Source organism: Pelomonas sp. Root405 (assembly GCF_001425165.1).
Classification (GTDB): domain Bacteria; phylum Pseudomonadota; class Gammaproteobacteria; order Burkholderiales; family Burkholderiaceae_C; genus Pelomonas.
Genome location: NZ_LMDU01000014.1, coordinates 704247 through 719435, shown reverse-complemented (window position 1 = coordinate 719435; position 15189 = coordinate 704247). Strand labels below are relative to the sequence as shown.

Below are 15189 nucleotides of genomic sequence, written 5' to 3'. Positions count from 1 at the left end.
CCTCATGCCTTCTGAGGATGGCCGGCGCCCTTAGTGATTGACGGGGCAGCGCCAAGCTGAGACTTTCGCGCCTTGGCCCGTTCTCGCAAGGGCCAGGAGGCGACAGTGGCCGATAAAGGCGGATTTGGCAGCTTCCCGTGGGCAAGTGCTGCGGTGCTGGTGGCCTTCGTGGCCAGCACACAGCTGGTGCCGCAGGCCTTCGAGCCCCTGCGGCCGGCCGAGAAGGCGCGCGCCCAGGCGCCGCTGGACCCCGACCTCGACGTCAACGCCCGCCTCTGGGAAGACCCGTTCACTGCGCTGCGACGTTATGAGACCGAGCGCGCCGAGCGCTGCGAGCGCATCCGCAAGCAGACCTCGCAGACGCTGGACATCGACTGTCGCGAACGCGTGGCGGAGGTGCGCGACCCGCAGCGGATGCTGGCCAAGCTGGACCGCGACCACGACCAGCGCCTGGACAACACGCTCGTCATCATGGGCCTGCTGCCAGGGGCGGACTTCGTCGGCGCCGAAGAGGCGCGGCGGCGCGTGCGCTATGCAACGCTGGCCGGCCTGCTGGCGCAGGACTATGTGCCCGACAACGCCGAGCGCCTGAGCCTGCTTGAGTTCAGCCTGCTGGAGGCCGCTGCGCCACTGGAGGCTTCATCTGCCGTCGCCAGGCCCAGCGACCCCGACAAGCAGGCGCGCGCCGCCCGCGCCAAGGACAACTTCGTCGTGCCCTATGAGCTGTTGTCGGCGCGCGCCGAGCATCGCCGCCGGCCCGACGGCGAAGGCGAGGGCAATGCCAGGCCCGACAAACCGCGCCGTTATGGCCAGATTGCGCTGCTGTGGGTGGACGAGAACTCCCTGCCCAACCGCAAGCTGGATGCGCTGGCGCGGCTGACGCAGCAACTGATGGGCCGCCAAGCGCGACAGCTTGCGGCGCCCGGCGGTGCGGACGACCAGCGCCTGCCCAGCCTGGCGGTCATCGGTCCGTCGTCGACCGACGCCCTGCGCGCCGCGCTGATGGACCTGCGCTGCGCGGCCGACCGCAAAAACGCCGCCGCCGCCGCGCCGAGCCCGGCCGCCCGGGCGGCGGCGGCGCGCTGCAGTTCGGGCGTTGCCGGTGCGGCCAGCGGGTTGCCGCAGGATCTGCAGGAGGGCTATGAATTGCTGTCGCGCGCCGAGTTCTACAACTCGGCCTCGACCGCGCCCAACAGCATGATTGCGGAACTCAGCGACCAGAAGCTCGAGTCCTTTGTCAGCGATCAGTTCAACCGCATCACCGGCGTGAATCCGGTGCGGCCGGTGGAGATGGTGCGCACCATCGGCACCGACGCCGAACTCATCAAGCGCCTCGTCGCGGAGCTGGGGCTGCGCCTGCCGCACCAGGGGCGTCGCGTGGTTATCGTCGCCGAGCGCGATTCGCTCTATGCGCAGTCCCTCGTCAGTGAGCTGCGCTACCGGTTGCCGGACGGCCGGCCGTGGGACCAACCGCTAAAGATCGAGGTCATCTATTTCTTCCGCGGTATCGATGGTGTGACGACACGCGAGTCGACCGGTGCTGCCGCAGCGGCGCCGCCGTCCAAGAACGCGACGCTGGAGTGGCCCGAGAGCCGCGACCAGCTCGACTATCTGCGCCGCCTGGGCGCCGAGCTCAAGCGCAGCGAGGCCGATGCGAGCCGCCTGCCCATCGGCGCCATCGGCATCTTTGCCAACGACGTGCACGACAAGCTGCTGGTGCTGCAGGCCCTGCACGAGGATTTCTCGGACCGCATGTTCTTCACGACGGACATCGACGCGCGCTACCTGCACCCGCGCACCCAGGCCTTCACGCGCAACCTCGTCGTCGCCAGCAGCCTGCCGCTGGCCTTCTATCCGCCGTCGGCCAGCGCCCCGGCGGGTGCCGCCGACCTGCAGGCCGGCACACCGCCGCTGCGCGACATCTACCAGTCCAGCACCTATGCCGCCGCACGCCGGGCAGGCTGCCGCAGTGAAAGCTGCAAGCGCGATGAGCGGCAGGCGCTGGAGCCAGCCTTGCGGAAGCCGTCGCTCTACGAAGTCGGTCGCGCCAGCGCAGTGCCGCTGGCCGGCTATGCGCTGGAGGCGCGTCCGCCGCCGCCCAGCGCCGGGCGCAGCGGGCTGGCGGTGCTGATGGTGGTGGTCATGAGCTGCGTGCTGCTGGCCTGGCCGTCGACGCCATCGATTCGCCAGGCCCGACGCGTCTTCATGCGCGAGCCGACGCTGGCCAACCAGCCGCAGATGGACATGACGTCCATCGTCCTCGTGGCCCTGCATGCCGGCTTGTTCGCCTATGTGCTGGCCAGCCTCATTGAGTTTCTGCTGCCCAGCCAGCTGCGCTTCGTGCAGGCGCTGCTGCTGGCCAGCCTGGCAGCCTTCGGCGCACTGCTGGCCGTGCTGCCAGCCCTGCTGCAGGCGCGTCGGGACCAGCCACTGCCGCCCGACCAGCACGCGGGCATCGACCGCCTGCACCTGGTCATCGTGCTGCTGGTGGTGGCGGTCTGGGTGTGGCTGGCCTGGCCGGCGGGCGGGTGGAACCGCCAGATCGTCTGCGATACCTGCGAACCGGTGGCCTGGCTGGAAGGTGTCAGCGCCTGGCCATCGCACCTCATCCACCTGCTGGCGCTGTTCACCATCCTGTGGACGTTGGACTGGGCGTGGGCCGATTCCCTGAACCAGCTCCGCAACGACTCAGACTGGCTGCGACTGCCCCGGCCGGTCGCCAGGCCGGTGGTGCGCAGCGACATGCGCCAGCTGCTGCGCGGCTGGTTCGACCATGTCAGCGTGCTGTTCTGGCGGCCCGGCGTGGGCTACAGCTGCGACTTCGCGCAGCTCTGGCAGGAGTACGGCGAGCGCGGCGAGGCGCGGCCACGCGCGGCGCGCACTTTGGTCTGGTATGTGCTGACCATCTGCTGCGTCGGCCTGCTTTTCCTGTGCCTGTCGGAGGGCCAGATCCCAACGGTGCCGGTGCGCGGCGACGAACACCGCCAGATGGTCAGCGCCACGCTCTACGCCATCCTGCTGATGCTGCCCTTGCTCATCGTCGCCGTGGCGGACTCGACGGTGCTGCTGGTGCGCTTCGTGCGCCACATGAACGCGGGCCGCAGCTTCTACCCGGAGGCCACCATCGAGATGTTCGCCAAGTCTCTCGGCGAGGAACACAAGGCCCTGTGGTCGCAGCGCTTCAGCGCCCGGCCCGAGGAGCGCAGCAAGGACGGCGGTGGCTTCGCGGTGCACACGCTGCTGGACGACTGGATCGACGTGCAGGTGGTGGCGCGGCGCAGCACGCCGGTGGCCAAGCTCGTCATCGGCCCCTTCGTCGTGCTGGCCCTGCTCGTCGTGGCGCGCAGCCGGCTGTTCGACAACTGGTCGCTGACGCCGGCCATCGCCATCGGGGTGAGTTTCTATGTCGCCGTGCTGATCGGCCTGACCCTGCTGCTCAAGCGCGCCGCCGAGACAACGCGGCGGCGTGCGCTGGCGTCCATGCAGGCCGATCTGCGTTGGCTGGCGGGCAGTGGCAAGCCTTTGTCGGAGCTGGTCGAGCCCTACAAGCGCCTGATCGCCTCGGTGGAGAACGAGCACTGCGGTGCGTTCGCGTCCTTCTTTGACCAGCCCCTGCTCAAGGCCTTGCTGGTGCCGCTGGGCGGTGCCGGCGGGACCCAGCTGTTCGACTATCTGCTGCTGGGGCGTTGAAGGGCGGCAATCGCCGCCTCACGCCGGTCGGCATCCGTGCCGCTGATGTCGACCCAGCCAATGCCGCCGGCCGTCAACGCCGCGCGCAGTCGCTGGTCGATGGCTTGCCGCACGGCTGGGCTGTCGCGCTGGATGCCGTCGGCCTGCCAGGGGAGGTCAGGCGCGCACAGCAGCGTCAGGTCGCAGCGGCGCTGGAAGGCGAGGGCCTGCTCCAGCAGCGTGTCGTCATCGAAGTAGTGCTGGCTGCACACCGCGGTGATCAGCGGTGTCGTGTCGCAGAAGACGAGTTCGTGCCTGACGGCGGCGGCTTCGATGCGCGCGGCCTGCTCGGCGGCAATGGCGGCCTGCTCGTGCTGCAAAGGCGTGCGGCCGCGGGTGTCGCACCATTCGCGCAGGTGTTCGGCCACCAAGCCGGCATTGAAGTGCTCGGCCAGCGCTTCGGCCAGTGTGGACTTGCCAGTGCACTCCGCGCCGAGCAGCGCCACGAGGCGGGCGTTCATGCGTTCCGCCAGGCGCGCCAGCCGATGACGCTCATCGGGATGAAGCCGGTATAAAGGATGACGGTCAGCCAATAGCCTTTGAGGCCGAACAGCACGACGCTGGCGATGTTGACGACGATCCAGGTCGGCCAGTTTTCCTCGTACTTGCGCGCCAGCAGCCATTGCCCGAGCAGGCTGGCCACGGTGGGGAAGGCGTCCCAGTAGGGCAGGGGGCTGTCGGTGGCGCGGTCCAGGAACAGCCCGAGCAGCGGCCAGGCGGCCAGTGTCAGCAGGGCGGGCCCGGCGAGCCCGCGCAGCCCGAGGCGGCGCACCTTCAGCACCTCGCCCGTCGCCATGCGGCCGAAGCGCCACTGCCACCAGCCCCAGACCGCGAGCGCGGCGAAGACGATCTGCAGCGCCGCCTCGCCGTACAGCTTGCCGTCCAAGAAGAGCGCAAAGTACATGAGCGAGCTGGTGATGGCCAGCGGCCAGGCCAGCAGGTGAACGCGCATGTTGCAGACCACCATCCAGACGGCCAGCGCGAAGGCGATCAGCTCCAGCCAGGAAGCGGGGCTGCCAAAAGCGGTGAAGGCCGGCGCGAGCAGCGCCGCCCAGAGGGTGGCGAGCATCAGCGCCTGGCGCTCGAGGCCGCCGCGGGTGCCAGCGGCACGAAGACCTCGTCGGCCTTGATCATGCCCAGCTCGTAGCGGGCCTTCTCCTCGACCATCTCCAGGCCTTCCTTCAGGTCACGCAACTCGGCCTGCAACTGCGCATTGCGGGCGCGGGCTTCGTCGTTCTCGATGCGCGCCTGGGCCACCTCCTCCCGGAGCTGGGCCACATAGGGAATGCTGCCCCGGCCCACCCAGAGCTGGGCTTGGATGGCGATCAGAAAGAGCGCCAGGACCAGAGCTAAGACCTTCAACGGTCAGCGCAAGTTGTAAAAGGCAGCGCGGCCGGGGTAGACCGCCACATCGCCCAAGTCTTCCTCGATGCGCAGCAGCTGGTTGTACTTGGCCATGCGGTCCGAGCGCGACAGCGAGCCGGTCTTGATCTGGCCAGCGTTCAGGCCGACGGCGATGTCGGAGATGGTGCTGTCTTCGGTTTCGCCCGAGCGGTGCGAGATGACGGCCGTGTAGCCGGCGCGCTTGGCCATCTCGATGGCGGCGAAGGTCTCGGTGAGCGTGCCGATCTGGTTGATCTTGATCAGGATCGAATTGGCGATGCCCTTGTCGATGCCTTCCTGCAGGATCTTGGTGTTGGTGACGAAGAGGTCGTCGCCGACGATCTGCACGTTCTTGCCCAGGCGCTCGGTCAAGATCTTCCAGCCGTCCCAGTCGCCTTCGGCCATGCCGTCCTCGATCGAGATGATGGGGTACTTGTCGACCCAGGTGGCCAGCATGTCGGTCCATTCCTGGGCCGTCAGCTGGATGCCGCCTTCGCCTTCGAGCACGTACTTGCCATCCTTGTAGAACTCGCTGGCGGCGCAGTCCAGCGCGATGGCGATCTGCGAGCCGGCCTGGTAGCCGGCCTTGTCGACGGCCTGCAGGATCAGCTGGATGGCGGCTTCATGGCTTTCGACGCTGGGCGCGAAACCGCCTTCGTCGCCCACGGCGGTGGAGATGCCCTTGTCGTGCAGGATCTTCTTCAGCGCGTGGAAGACCTCGGCGCCCCAGCGCAGCGCTTCGCGGAAGCTCGGCGCGCCCACGGGGACGATCATCAGCTCCTGCAGGTCCAGCGAGTTGTTGGCGTGGGCGCCGCCGTTGATGACGTTCATCATCGGCACGGGCAATTGCACGGCGCCCATGCCGCCGAAGTAGCGGTACAGCGGCAGGCCGGATTCTTCAGCTGCGGCGCGGGCCACGGCCATCGACACGGCCAGCATGGCGTTGGCGCCCAGGCGGCTCTTGTTCTCGGTGCCGTCGAGGTCGATCAACGTCTTGTCGAGGAAGGCCTGCTCGGCGGCGTCCAGGCCCAGCACGGCCTCGGAGATCTCGGTGTTGATGTGCTCGACGGCCTTGAGCACGCCCTTGCCCAGGTAGCGGCCCTTGTCGCCGTCGCGCAGCTCGATGGCCTCGCGCGAACCGGTGGACGCGCCCGAGGGCACGGCCGCACGGCCCATGACGCCGGACTCCAGCAGCACGTCGCATTCGACGGTGGGGTTGCCGCGGCTGTCGAGGATCTCTCGGCCGACGATGTCAACAATGGCGCTCATTCGTGTGTCTCCAGGAAGTGAAAAATTCGGGCGGCGCAAGTGTGCCAAGCAGGTGTTACCGCGTCACAACAATGCGGGCGTCAGACGCCTTCGATCAAAACCATGCGCATGACGGCAATGCCCTCGCGGGCTTCGCGCGCGGCGCCGTACTCGGGCGAGTCGTAGAAGGCCTGCGCAGCCTCGGGCGACGGGAACTTCAACAGCACGACGCGTTCGGGCGTCCAGTCGCCTTCGAGCACGGTGGTCTTGCCGCCGCGCACCAGCACCTCGGCGCCGTGCTGCTTCATCGCCAGCGACGACAGGCGCCGGTAGTGCTCGTATTGCTCGGGATTGGTGACCTTGACGTTGGCGAGGATGTAGGCGCTGGGCATGGCGTTGGATGCGGTCGAGTTCTTGAAGGCGCTGCGGCTCGGGACCTCAGCAGGAGAAATCGTTCTCCAGCAGGGGCTGCTGCTTGACGACGCGATCCAGCGCCACCAACTGCGCCAGCAGCGTCTTCATGTGCTTGAGCGGCACGGCGTTGGGGCCATCGCTGAAGGCCTCGGCCGGGTTCGGGTGGGTCTCCATGAACAGGCCCGCCACGCCCACGCCGACGCCGGCCCGCGCCAGCACGGGCACCATCTCGCGGGCACCGCCGCTGGAGCCGCCCAGGCCACCGGGCTTCTGCACCGAGTGGGTGACGTCGAACACGACCGGGGCGCCGGTGTTGCGCATCTCGGCCAGGCTGGTCATGTCGGCGACCAAGTTGTTGTAGCCGAAGCTGACGCCGCGCTCACAGGCCAGGAAGAGGTCTTCGGACAGGCCCACCTCGCGCGCTGCAGCGCGGGCCTTGTCGATGACGTTCTTCATGTCCCACGGCGCGAGGAACTGGCCCTTCTTGATGTTGACCGGCTTGCCGCTTTGCGCGACCGCGCGGATGAAATCCGTCTGGCGGCACAGGAAGGCCGGGGTCTGCAGCACGTCGACGACGCTGGCGACCTCGGCCACCTGGGTGGCGTCGTGCACGTCGGTCAGCACCGGCAGGCCGGTCTGGCGGCGCACCTCGTCGAGGATCTTCAAGCCGGCTTCCATGCCGACGCCACGCTGGGTGGTGCCGGACGAGCGGTTGGCCTTGTCGAACGAGCCCTTGTAGATGAGCGGGATGCCGAGCGACGTGCAGGCTTCCTTCAACAGCCCGGCCACGTCGAGCGACATCTGCAGGCCTTCGATCGAGCAGGTTCCGGCGATCAGAAAGAAGGGTTGGTCGATGCCGACGTCGAATCCGCAGAGCTTCATGGTCAGACCTTCTGTTTGTGGTCCAGCGCTGCCTTCACGAAGGCCGCGAACAGCGGGTGGCCGCCCCAGGGTGTGGACTTGAACTCGGGGTGGAACTGCACGCCGACGAACCAGGGATGCACTTCGCGCGGCAGTTCGACCATCTCGGTCAATTTCTCGCGCTGGGTGATGGCCGAGATGACGAGGCCGGCCTGCTGAAGGCGGTCCAGGTAGTGCTCGTTGGCTTCGTAGCGGTGGCGGTGGCGCTCGGTGACGACCTTGCCGTAGATGTCCGCGGCCAGAGTGCCAGCCTTGACGTCGGAGCTTTGCGCGCCGAGTCGCATGGTGCCCCCGAGGTCGCTTTTCTCGTCACGCTTCTGGATGCTGCCGTCGGCGTCCTGCCACTCGTCGATCAGCGCGATGACGGGGTGCGGGGTGTCGGGTTCGAACTCGGTCGAGTTCGCGCCTTCCAGGCCGGCCAGATGACGGGCCACCTCGATGGTCGCGACCTGCATGCCCAGGCAGATGCCGAGGTAGGGCAGCTTGTGCTCGCGGGCGTACTTGGCGGCCAGAATCTTGCCCTCCACGCCGCGCTTGCCGAAGCCGCCGGGCACGAGGATGGCGTCGAACTTGCCCAATTCGCCGACGGTCTCGGGCGTCAGCGTCTCGCTGTCGACGTACTCGATCTTCACACCGGCGTGGTTGTGGATGCCGGCGTGGCGCAGCGCCTCGTTGAGCGACTTGTACGAGTCCGACAGGTCGGTGTACTTGCCGCACATGGCGATGGTGACGTCGGTCTTGGGGTTCTCGACCTCATAGACCAGCGTGTCCCAGCGCTTCAGGTCGGCGCTCTTGGTGTTGAGCTGCAGCTTGGTGCAGATGAGCTGGTCCAGCCCCTGCTCGTGCAGCAGGCGCGGCACCTTGTAGATGGTGTTCACGTCCCACATCGAGATCACGCCGTACTCGGCGACGTTGGTGAACAGCGAGATCTTCTCGCGCTCGTCGTCGGGGATGCGGCGGTCCGCGCGGCACAGCAGCGCATCGGGCTGGATGCCGATCTCGCGCAGCTTCTGGACCGTGTGCTGGGTCGGCTTGGTCTTGAGCTCGCCGGCGGCGGCAATCCAGGGCACGTAGGTGAGGTGGACGAAGGCCGTGTTGGTCGGGCCGGCGCGCAGGCTCATCTGGCGCACGGCTTCGAGGAAGGGCAGGGACTCGATGTCGCCCACCGTGCCGCCGATCTCGACGATGGCCACGTCGACGCCCTCGGCGCCGCGCTTGATGAATTCCTGGATCTCGTTGGTGATGTGCGGGATCACCTGCACCGTCTTGCCGAGGTAGTCGCCGCGGCGCTCCTTCTCGAGCACGGTCTTGTAGATCTGGCCGGTCGTGAAGTTGTTGGTGCGCTTCATCCGCGTGGTGATGAAGCGTTCGTAGTGGCCGAGATCGAGGTCGGTTTCGGCGCCGTCGTCGGTGACGAAAACCTCACCGTGCTGAAAGGGCGACATCGTGCCGGGGTCGACGTTGATGTAGGGGTCCAGCTTGATCAGGGTGACCTTGAGGCCGCGCGATTCGAGGATGGCCGCCAGGGAGGCCGACGCGATGCCCTTACCCAAGGAGGACACCACACCGCCGGTGACGAAGACGTATTTGGTCATGTCTTGCAGCGCGCCAGAACAGCAGCGCCGAGGTGGAAATCGAGATTGTACGAGACCGTCTACGGCGGGCTGAGCAGCTGCAGCACCAACTCGGCCGTCTCGTCTGGCTTCTCGAAGGGAAACAGGTGGCCGCCCTCCATCCAGCGCCAGTTCTCGCCGGCGAGCTTCTTGGAAGCCGCGGCACCCGCCTGACGAAGCTCGGCAGAGCGCGTGCCGCCGACGAAGGCGACCGGGCATTGCGGCGGGCGCAGGCGCAGCAGCAGCGGCAGGTGGTGGGGCAGGGTGCGATAGATGTGGGCCTCGACCTCGCGCGTGAAGCGCAGGCGCACCTGGCCGTCGGCCTCCTCGAAGCCGGCCTCGACATAGTCGAACAGCACGCGCGGGTCCCAGCGGGCGAACATCTTCTTGCCCGCGAAATGGCCATGCACGGCCTCGCGGTTGGGCCAGACGTGGCGGCGCTCACGGGCGATCTTGGACGGGCCGTAGCGGTGGATCAGGCCCGTTGTCTTGGCCATCGCCACGGCAGCGGCCTTGATCCCGGTAACGACGGGGGAGTCCAGCATGACCAGGCGGCTCACCAGGTCGGGCCGGCGGCAGGCCGCCATCAGGCTGAGCATGCCGCCGAGCGAATGACCGACCAGCACGACCTGACCCTCCGGCTTGACATCGTTCTCGATGAAGTCGATGAGCTGGTCGCGCAGCTTGCGCCAGTCGCCGGTGACGGGGAAGCGCGGGTCGTGGCCGAAGCGGTCCAGCGCCTCGACGCGCCAACCGGCTGCGCGCCAGTGCTCGAACAGCACGCGGTAGCAGCCGGCGGGGTAGCTGTTGGCATGTGAAAACACAAGGGTTGGACTGCTCATGCCTTGGCCAGCTTCTTCAATTGGTAGATCGCCTCCAGCGCCTCGCGCGGGGACAGGGTGTCGGGGTCAATGCGTTCAAGCGCGGCAAGCAACGCGCTCGGCTCCGGTGCTGCAGGCGGTGCTGGCGGCGCTGCGAACAGGTCGAATTGGTCGTCGCCCGCGTTGGCGCGGGTCTCCAGCGCTTCCAGCGTCGCGCGCGCCTGGCGCACCAGGCTGGCGGGCATGCCGGCGAGTCGCGCGACCTGCACGCCGTAGCTGCGGCTGGCGGGGCCAGGTTGCAGCTCGTGCAGGAAGACGATGTCCTCGCCGCTCTCGACCGCCGACACGTGCCAGTTCTGCGCCATGGCGTGCTTGGCGGGGAACTCGGTCAGCTCGAAGTAGTGCGTCGCGAACAGCGTGAAGGCGCGCGTCTTGTCGTGAAGGTGGCTGGCGATGGCCGAGGCGAGCGCGAGGCCGTCGAAGGTCGACGTGCCTCGGCCGATCTCGTCCATCAGCACCAGGGACTGGTCGGTCGCGGAATGCAGGATGGCCGCGCCCTCGGTCATCTCCAGCATGAAGGTGGACTGCGCATTGGCCAGGTCGTCAGCCGCGCCGATGCGGGTATGGATGGCATCCATCGGCCCCAGCCGGCAGCGCGTCGCCGGCACATAGCTGCCGATGGACCCCAGCAGCGCGATCAGCGCCACTTGCCGCATGAAGGTGCTCTTGCCGCCCATGTTGGGGCCGGTGATGACCAGCATGCGGGTTCGCGCGTCGAGCCTGCAGTCGTTGGGCATGAACTCCGCGCCGCCAGTTTCGGCCAGGCGGGCCTGCACGACGGGGTGGCGGCCGGCTTCGATCTCCAGGCAGGGCTGGGAGACGAACTCCGGTCGGCACCAATTGAGCGTGACCGCTCGCTCGGCCAGCGCCGCGAGGGCGTCCAGCGCCGCGAGCGTGCGGCCCAGTGCGGTCAGCGGTTGCAGGCGGCTGACCAGCGCGTCGATCACCTGCTCGTAGAGCAGCTTTTCGCGCGCCAGCGCCCGCTCATTGGCAGACAGCGCCTTGTCCTCGAAGGCCTTCAGCTCCGGCGTGATGTAGCGCTCGGCGTTCTTCAGCGTCTGGCGGCGCTGGTAGTCCATCGGCACCTTGTCGATCTGGCCCTGGGTCACTTCGATGTAGAAGCCGTGCACGCGGTTGAACTGCACGCGCAGGTTGCTGATGCCGGTGCGGGCGCGCTCGCGCGTTTCAAGGTCAAGCAGGAAGCCGTCGCAGTTCTGCTGAATGCCGCGCAGCTCGTCGAGTTCAGCATCGAAGCCGTCGGCAATGACGCCGCCGTCGCGCGTCAACAGGGCCGGCTCCAGCGCAATGGCGCGTTCCAGGAGCTCCTGGATGTCGGCCGGCGGCGTCAGGCTGGGGTCGCGCAACGCGGCCGGCGTCACGGCGCGCAACTGCGGCAGCACCTGCAGCGTTGCCCGCAGGCCGGTCAGCTCTCGCGGCCGCACCTGGCGCAACGCGATGCGGGCCGAGATGCGCTCGACATCGCTGACCGACTTGAGCGCCTCGCGCAACGGTTCGAAGCCTTCCGCATGCAGGGCGGCGATGGCGTTGTGGCGTGCGGTTGCTTCGGCCCGGTCTCGCTTGGGATGCAGCAGCCACTGCCGCAGCGTGCGGCTGCCCATGCCGCTCTTGCAACTGTCCAGCAGCGAAAAGAGCGTCGGGCTCGGCTCCCCGCGCAGCGTCTGCGTCAGCTCAAGGTTGCGCTGGGTGACGGGCGGCAGGTCCAGCAGGTCGCTGCTGCGCTGCACGCGCAAGGAGCGCACGTGGGCGAGGGCGCGGCCCTGGGTGTGCTCGGCAAACGCAAGCAGGGCACTCGCCGCGGCATGGGCGTTGCCAAGTTCATGCGCGTTGAAGCCCTGCAGGCTGGCCACGGCCAACTGTTCGCAGAGCTTGCGCTGGCCCAGCGCCGCGTCGAACTGCCAGCCGGGCCGGTTGGTGACGGGGAAGCGCGCGCGCATCACGCCGGCCGGCTGCTGCTCGCGATCGACGAGAACCTCAGCCGGCGACAGGCGTGCCAGCCAGGCCGGCAGTTCGCTGTCGCTGCATTCGGCCAGGCCGATCTCGCCCTGCGTCAGCGACAGCCAGGCCAGGCCATGGCGGCGGCCGCTGCCGCAGACGGCCAACAGCACGGCGTCTTGCTTGTCGGCCAGCAGTTCGGTATCCGTGATGGTGCCCGGAGTGACGACGCGCACGACCTTGCGCTCCACCGGCCCCTTGCTGGCGCCCACCTCGCCGACCTGCTCGGCAATCGCCACGGCCTCGCCGAGCTTGATGAGCTTGGCAAGATAACTCTCCAGCGCATGGACCGGCACACCGGCCATGACGACGGGCTGGCCGGCGCTCTGGCCGCGTTGGGTCAGCGTGATGTCCAGCAGCGCATTGCACTTGCGCGCATCGTCGTAGAAGACCTCGTAGAAGTCGCCCATCCGGTACAGCAGCAGCGTGTCCGGGAAGTCCGCCTTCAAGCCCAGGTACTGGGCCATCATGGGCGTGTGGGGCGCGAGGTCGGGGGCGGTGTCGGTTTTCATCGGGGCGCGCATTATCTGGCGCCCACAAAAGCAAGGCCCGCGACTGCGGGCCTTGTGGATCCAGCGAAGCGCTGTCCTTCGCGAGGCGCCGGACAGTCCGCAAGGACTGTCCTCGGTCCTCGCTCAGTCTTCCGACTTGAACACCAGCTTCACTTCGTGCGTCTGGGCGGCGCCGGTGCCTTCGAACTTCCACTGGCTCAGGGCTTCGGTGGCGGCGCGGTCGAAGACACGCTTGGGTTCGGCTTCGACGATGGCGACCTCCGAAACCTTGCCGTCGCCGGCGATGGTCATCTTGGCGCGCACGCTGCCGGCGTTGATGTTCTTCTTGATGGCCTCGTTCGGGTACTCGGGGGCGACCTTCTTCAGGACCTTGGCGTCGGCATGGGCCAGGGAGGCGGCGGCGGCGAGGGCAAGGACGACGGCGGAACGGGCAAGCATCGGTAGCGTCTTTCGGGCGGGTTGGATGGAGGGAATCGAGCGGTCTTGACCGCGTTGAAGCACGCATTCTGTCCACCCGCGCCCCCACAGGTAAGGGATGCCGCCGTGCAGAAGTCACGCACCCATGGTCGGGTTAGCCCGGAGCTGCGGCGGCTGCCAACTCGTTCACGCCCAGAAGCGACGAAGCCCTCGCGAGGAGGGCTTCGATGTCGCGTTGATCGTGCGATCAGAGCGGCGCGTCGTCGGCCTTCTCGTCGCGCTTGATGCGCACCGCCGCGCGCTTCCTGGCCACCGGCGCAGCCTCGGCATCCCCCTCTACGGGCGCGGGCGCAGCGGCGGTGTCTTCTTCCTTGATGACGCGGGTGTAGGGCGACAGCATGGTCACCAGCTGGGCGTAGATCTTGGGGTTGCCGGCAACAACCTCGCGCTGGTGCAGGTAGTCGGCCTCACCGGTGAAGTTGCCGATCAGGCCGCCGGCCTCGGTGATGATGAGTGAGCCGGCCGCCACGTCCCAGGGCTGCAGGCCGGTCTCGAAGAAGGCGTCGTAGTAGCCGGCGGCGACGTAGCAGAGGTCGAGTGCGGCGGCGCCCGGGCGGCGCAGGCCGGCGCAGTGCTGCATGACCTCCTCGAACATCTTCACGTAGCGCTTGAAGTTGTCGCCACGGCGGAACGGGAAGCCGGTGCCGATCAGCGCGTCGCTCATGCGGGTGCGCTTGGACACGCGCAGGCGGCGGTCGTTCAGGAAGGCGCCGCGGCCCTTGGTGGCGTAGAAGAGGTCATTGCGGGTCGGGTCGTAGACAACGGCCTGCTGTACGACGCCGCGATGCGCCAGCGCGATGGACACGCAGTACATCGGCAAGCCGTGGATGAAGTTGGTGGTGCCGTCCAGCGGATCGATGATCCAGACGTACTCGGAATGCTTGGCGCCGTGGGTGCGACCCGACTCTTCGGCCAGGATGCCGTGGTCCGGGTAGGCGCCCAGCAGCGTCTCGATGATCACCCCTTCTGCGGCGTGGTCGACCTCGGTGACGAAGTCGTTCGGGCTCTTGGTGTTGATGCGCAGAGCTTCAAGATCCAGCGAGGCGCGGTTGATGATGGCGCCAGCCGCACGCGCCGCCTTGATGGCGACATTGAGCATGGGATGGTGGGACGTTTGCAGCATGCGTGGCACTCGCTGGGGAAGGGGCTGACGGGAGGAAAGAGCGGCGGTTCACCACGAGGGTGGCCCGGATAATCGCGCGATTCTAGCCGCCGCCCCCGAGTAAACCCGTGGAATCCACACGCTTCGTTCTCATCAACACCAGCCATGCCGGCAACGTCGGCGCGACGGCGCGGGCGATGAAGGTGATGGGCTTCAAGGACCTGGTGCTGGTGGCGCCGCGCTTTGCCGACGTGCTCTGCCACGAGGCGGCCGTGGCCATGGCCAGCGGCGCGGCGGACATCCTGGCGCGTGCCCGCGTCGTCGACACGCTGGCCGAGGCACTGGACGGCGTGGACTTCGCCTGCGCCACCGCGATGACGCCGCGCGACTTCGGCCCGCCGACGCGCGAGCCGCGCGCGCTGTTCGGCGAGCTGGCCGCGCGCGAAGCCGCGCCGCGGCTGGCGCTGGTGTTCGGCTCCGAGCGTTATGGCATGAGCAACGAGGACGTCTACCGCTGCCATGCGGTGCTCAGCATCCCGACCCACCCGGACTACGGCTCCTTGAACCTGGCCCAGGCCGTGCAGTTGCTGGCTTACGACCTGCGTCAGTCGCTCGGCGGCTTCGGCGTGCAGCCGCGCACGCCCGACCCCGAGCTGGCGGATGCGCGCGCCGTGCAAGGCCTGCTTGAGCATCTGCAGGCGGCGCTGACCGACATCGGCTACCTGGACCCGGCCGCACCCAGGAAGCTGATGCCCCGGCTGAACCAGCTGTTCAACCGCTCAGCGCTGACGAACGAGGAAGTCCACATCCTGCGCGGCATTGCGCGCCAGATGACCAAAGCCTCAGGTCCGTCAGGCCATTGACCCGCGCCTAGACTGGCACGCCTCACTCCCGCA

At 68.0% G+C, this 15189-nt stretch carries 13 protein-coding genes; 2 read left to right on the top strand and 11 right to left on the bottom strand.

Annotation, left to right across the window (positions count from 1 at the left end):
• Positions 1 to 72: 72 nt before the first annotated feature.
• Positions 73 to 3690: a hypothetical protein gene (locus tag ASC81_RS21165; protein ID WP_156392340.1), complete on the top strand. Its 3618-nt coding sequence runs from the start codon at positions 73 to 75 to the stop codon at positions 3688 to 3690.
• On the opposite strand, the gene ASC81_RS21160 is transcribed toward ASC81_RS21165, so the two are convergent.
• The 11 genes from ASC81_RS21160 to ASC81_RS21110 form a co-directional block, all read right to left on the bottom strand.
• Positions 3669 to 4190 (bottom strand): AAA family ATPase, encoded by a 522-nt coding sequence (locus ASC81_RS21160; RefSeq protein WP_056271539.1) that lies wholly within the window; start codon positions 4188 to 4190, stop codon positions 3669 to 3671. The two genes, ASC81_RS21165 and ASC81_RS21160, sit on opposite strands and share 22 nt — an antisense overlap.
• The gene (gene pnuC, locus ASC81_RS21155) at positions 4187 to 4798 is read right to left on the bottom strand and encodes a nicotinamide riboside transporter PnuC (RefSeq protein ID WP_156392339.1); all 612 of its coding nucleotides are present in this window, start codon (positions 4796 to 4798) and stop codon (positions 4187 to 4189) included. The genes ASC81_RS21160 and pnuC overlap by 4 nt, the downstream gene beginning before the upstream one ends.
• Complete coding sequence (locus tag ASC81_RS21150) at positions 4798 to 5091, bottom strand: septum formation initiator family protein (protein ID WP_056271534.1); 294 nt, start codon at positions 5089 to 5091, stop codon at positions 4798 to 4800. Before ASC81_RS21150 ends, pnuC begins: the two co-directional genes overlap by 1 nt.
• Positions 5092 to 5094: 3 nt before the next feature.
• Positions 5095 to 6381: a phosphopyruvate hydratase gene (gene eno / locus ASC81_RS21145; RefSeq protein WP_056271533.1), complete on the bottom strand. Its 1287-nt coding sequence runs from the start codon at positions 6379 to 6381 to the stop codon at positions 5095 to 5097.
• Between the two features lie 80 nt (positions 6382 to 6461).
• On the bottom strand, positions 6462 to 6752 hold the full coding sequence (locus tag ASC81_RS21140; RefSeq protein ID WP_056271530.1) for a DUF1330 domain-containing protein: 291 nt from the start codon (positions 6750 to 6752) through the stop codon (positions 6462 to 6464).
• Positions 6753 to 6798: 46 nt separating this feature from the next.
• The gene (gene kdsA, locus ASC81_RS21135; protein WP_056271528.1) at positions 6799 to 7656 is read right to left on the bottom strand and encodes a 3-deoxy-8-phosphooctulonate synthase; all 858 of its coding nucleotides are present in this window, start codon (positions 7654 to 7656) and stop codon (positions 6799 to 6801) included.
• 2 nt (positions 7657 to 7658) lie between these two features.
• Positions 7659 to 9290 (bottom strand): CTP synthase, encoded by a 1632-nt coding sequence (locus ASC81_RS21130; RefSeq protein WP_056271526.1) that lies wholly within the window; start codon positions 9288 to 9290, stop codon positions 7659 to 7661.
• Between the two features lie 59 nt (positions 9291 to 9349).
• Positions 9350 to 10150 (bottom strand): alpha/beta fold hydrolase, encoded by an 801-nt coding sequence (locus tag ASC81_RS21125; RefSeq protein ID WP_056271523.1) that lies wholly within the window; start codon positions 10148 to 10150, stop codon positions 9350 to 9352.
• Entirely contained in the window at positions 10147 to 12714 is a 2568-nt protein-coding gene (gene mutS / locus ASC81_RS21120; RefSeq protein WP_056271522.1) for a DNA mismatch repair protein MutS, read from the bottom strand. The genes ASC81_RS21125 and mutS overlap by 4 nt, the downstream gene beginning before the upstream one ends.
• A 123-nt stretch (positions 12715 to 12837) precedes the next feature.
• Entirely contained in the window at positions 12838 to 13152 is a 315-nt protein-coding gene (locus ASC81_RS21115; RefSeq protein WP_056271519.1) for an energy transducer TonB, read from the bottom strand.
• 226 nt (positions 13153 to 13378) lie between these two features.
• Positions 13379 to 14311 carry an inositol monophosphatase family protein gene (locus ASC81_RS21110; protein WP_056271896.1) on the bottom strand — a complete coding sequence of 311 codons (933 nt, stop codon included), beginning with the start codon at positions 14309 to 14311 and terminating at the stop codon, positions 13379 to 13381.
• A gap of 110 nt (positions 14312 to 14421) precedes the next feature.
• On the opposite strand from ASC81_RS21110, the gene ASC81_RS21105 reads away from it, so the two are divergent.
• The gene (locus ASC81_RS21105) at positions 14422 to 15156 is read left to right on the top strand and encodes an RNA methyltransferase (RefSeq protein WP_082536695.1); all 735 of its coding nucleotides are present in this window, start codon (positions 14422 to 14424) and stop codon (positions 15154 to 15156) included.
• Positions 15157 to 15189: the final 33 nt, after the last annotated feature.

What these genes read in the sequence shown, in the direction of transcription:
- ASC81_RS21160 (WP_056271539.1), bottom strand. Translation starts at nt 4,190, where the DNA reads ATGAACGCCCGCCTCGTGGCGCTGCTCGGCGCGGAGTGCACTGGCAAG.
- pnuC (WP_156392339.1), bottom strand. Translation starts at nt 4,798, where the DNA reads ATGCTCGCCACCCTCTGGGCGGCGCTGCTCGCGCCGGCCTTCACCGCT.
- eno (WP_056271533.1), bottom strand. Translation starts at nt 6,381, where the DNA reads ATGAGCGCCATTGTTGACATCGTCGGCCGAGAGATCCTCGACAGCCGC.
- ASC81_RS21140 (WP_056271530.1), bottom strand. Translation starts at nt 6,752, where the DNA reads ATGCCCAGCGCCTACATCCTCGCCAACGTCAAGGTCACCAATCCCGAG.
- kdsA (WP_056271528.1), bottom strand. Translation starts at nt 7,656, where the DNA reads ATGAAGCTCTGCGGATTCGACGTCGGCATCGACCAACCCTTCTTTCTG.
- ASC81_RS21130 (WP_056271526.1), bottom strand. Translation starts at nt 9,290, where the DNA reads ATGACCAAATACGTCTTCGTCACCGGCGGTGTGGTGTCCTCCTTGGGT.
- ASC81_RS21125 (WP_056271523.1), bottom strand. Translation starts at nt 10,150, where the DNA reads ATGAGCAGTCCAACCCTTGTGTTTTCACATGCCAACAGCTACCCCGCC.
- mutS (WP_056271522.1), bottom strand. Translation starts at nt 12,714, where the DNA reads ATGAAAACCGACACCGCCCCCGACCTCGCGCCCCACACGCCCATGATG.
- ASC81_RS21115 (WP_056271519.1), bottom strand. Translation starts at nt 13,152, where the DNA reads ATGCTTGCCCGTTCCGCCGTCGTCCTTGCCCTCGCCGCCGCCGCCTCC.